This window comes from Chromohalobacter sp. 48-RD10, assembly GCF_029889785.1.
Taxonomy (GTDB): Bacteria; Pseudomonadota; Gammaproteobacteria; order Pseudomonadales; family Halomonadaceae; genus Chromohalobacter.
Window position 1 is genome coordinate 1 of record NZ_JARANX010000079.1, and the last position, 2,605, is coordinate 2,605.

A 2,605-nucleotide genomic window follows, 5' to 3' on the forward strand; every position below is an offset into this window, starting at 1 on the left:
CTGCCCGATACACAGCGGACAAGGTGTCAACCCATAGACATATTGCAATACCAAGGCCACGCCCATCATCAGCACGCACATCGCCAGGCCCAGCAAGCAGCCTCGACGCACGTTCATCGCGGCCAATCGGGTAATCATCGTCACGTCTCCTCAGGCAATCCGACTCGTTTCGTGTGGGGTCTTTGGTTTGCTCATGAAAAGGCCTGTGCCGCAGTGCGCACAGGCCTTGGACAACGCTTCGACTCACGCCACGCTGAGAGGTTTACCCGCGCGCTCGAAATAACGCGCCAGGAAGGTCGCGAAGTCCTCGTGGTCGGCGCGCTCGATATCGTCTTGCTGCTGGTGCGAGGTCTCGACGAGCTGCTCGAACAGCGCCTCGCGCGCGCGATCCATGGGCGCCTCGCGCAGCTCGGCGGCCTGCTGCTCGGCCAAGGCACGCGCCTGGTCGAGGTATTCGACGCCTTCGTTGACCAATTGAGCATAAAGCTGGCCGGAGGGCGTCAATTCGGGGTCGTCGAGGCGCGGTGCCAGAACTGCGAGGGCGTCGCGATGCGGCGCGCCCTCCTCGTTGGTGTCGAGCAAGTCGGCAACACTCTCGAGTTCGGCGAAGATATCGTGCCCCCAGTCGCGCAAATAGCGCTGGCGATCACCGACACTGAGCTTGAGCTCGGGATCACGGCCACGCTCCACTACCAGGCGGCGGTTATCGTCGAGACGATCGCACTCCTCGTCGGGAATCCACGGGCTCTCGGAGAGCAGACACCACATCAGGAAGGTATCCAGGAAGCGCATCTGCGTTTCGTCGATACCCAGGGGCGTGAAAGGATCGAGATCCAGGCAGCGCACCTCGATGTATTCGACACCGCGTGCCTCGAGGGCCTGAGAAGGTGTCTCATCGTGACGCGCCACCCGCTTGGGACGAATATCGCTGTAATACTCGTTCTCGATCTGCAGGATATTGGCGTTGAGCTGGCGCCAGTCGCCATCGACATTGACGCCGAAACGTTGGTAATCCGGCCACGGCGTGCTGATCGCATGGCGTAGCGTGCCCACGTAGTTGGACAACGAGTTGAAGCAGATCTTGAGCTGCTCCTGCACCTTGTTCTGGTAGCCCAGATCGGACATGCGCAGGCTAGTGGCGTAACGTCCCGCCAGCGTATGCTCACCCAGTGCCTCGAGATGATCGGGCGCCGCGCCCGTCAAAAAACTGCGATCCACCGCTGGCGATGCGCCGAACAGGTACAAGAGCAACCAGCTGTGGCGCCGGAAATTGCGGATCAGGTCGAAATAGCGACTTGAGCGGTAGCCCTCGAGGGTCTCGCCGTCGCGGCCTTCGAGCTCACGCAGCATTGGCCACAGGTTCTCGGGCAACGAGACGTTGTAGTGAACACCGGCAATGGACTGCATGATACGCCCATAACGCACGTCGAGCCCCTTGCGGTAGACGTGCTTCATGGTGCCGACATTGGAGGTACCATAATCGGCGATGGTCACGCTGTCGTTGCCATTCAGGCGGCTCGGCATGCTTGCCGGCCAAATCAACTCGTCGCCGAGCTGCCGGTAGCTGTAGCGCAGCAGATCACCGAGAAACGCCAGGGCGTCGTCGGGACGACAGTAGACCGGCGTAATGTACTCGAGCAATGCTTCCGAATAATCGGTGGTGATATAGGGATGCGCGAGCTTGGAGCCCAGGGCATGGGGATGGGGCGTTTGGGCGATGCGCCCGACGCCATCGACGCGCAAGCCTTCTTTCTCGATGCCGCGGCGCAAGCGACCGAATCGCCCTTGGCGAGCCAGATCGTGCATGCGCGCAATGGCGGTGGTGAGTGTTTCGGACAAGATAAATTCCCTCACGTCTGGGAAAAGCACGGCTTTCCCTTGGTGTCACCGGTGGATCGTGGCTTGCCGGCATCGCCGGACGATCACATGTGTGCGGCTAACGGAAACATCGCCGGGAACACTCCGGCGAACCGTCGGCCCCCTGAGCGCGCCGCATGAAAAAACCATTATGGAGGCGGCCGGCCACCTTTCAAGGCAAATCGCGCTCAAGCGGCGTTTCACGATTGGCGACGCGCCTCCGCCAACGCTTCGCCGAGTGCACCGAGCCCTTCGCTTGCCGGTTGCGACTCACGCTTGCCGCCCCCGCCACGCTGCCCGCGCGAGCGACGCGGCTCATCGACGCGCGAGGCATCACTCGGCGCATCGCCCATGCGCATGGACAACCCGATTCGAGCGCGCTCGAGATCCACCTGCATGACCTTCACCTTGACGATATCGCCGGCCTTGACCACCTGACGCGGATCCTCGATGAACGTCTCGGAGAGTGCCGAGATATGCACCAGGCCGTCCTGATGAACGCCAATATCCACAAACGCCCCAAAGTGCGTGACGTTGGTCACGCTGCCCTCGAGGATCATCCCGGGCTCGAGATCCTGGAGGGTTTCCACGCCTTCGCGGAACTCGGCGGCCTTGAACTCGGGGCGTGGATCGCGACCGGGCTTGTCGAGTTCCTTGAGAATATCGCTGATGGTAGGCACGCCGAAGATATCATCGACGTAATCGGCCGGATTGAGCGACTTGAGAAAGCCGCTATCCCCAACCACGC

At 61.6% G+C, this 2,605-nt stretch carries 3 protein-coding genes; all 3 read right to left on the reverse strand.

Going from position 1 to position 2,605, the window contains the following annotated elements; translation table 11 throughout:
- A partial coding sequence (locus OP496_RS17055) for a disulfide bond formation protein B (RefSeq protein ID WP_348522023.1) occupies positions 1–138 on the reverse strand: 138 nt, incomplete at its 3' end.
- 105 nt (positions 139–243) lie between these two features.
- Positions 244–1,806 (reverse strand): glutamate--cysteine ligase, encoded by a 1,563-nt coding sequence (gshA, locus tag OP496_RS17060; RefSeq protein WP_280565018.1) that lies wholly within the window; start codon positions 1,804–1,806, stop codon positions 244–246.
- Between the two features lie 251 nt (positions 1,807–2,057).
- Positions 2,058–2,605: S1 RNA-binding domain-containing protein (locus OP496_RS17065; RefSeq protein WP_280565014.1), on the reverse strand; the 548-nt coding region annotated here is incomplete at its 5' end.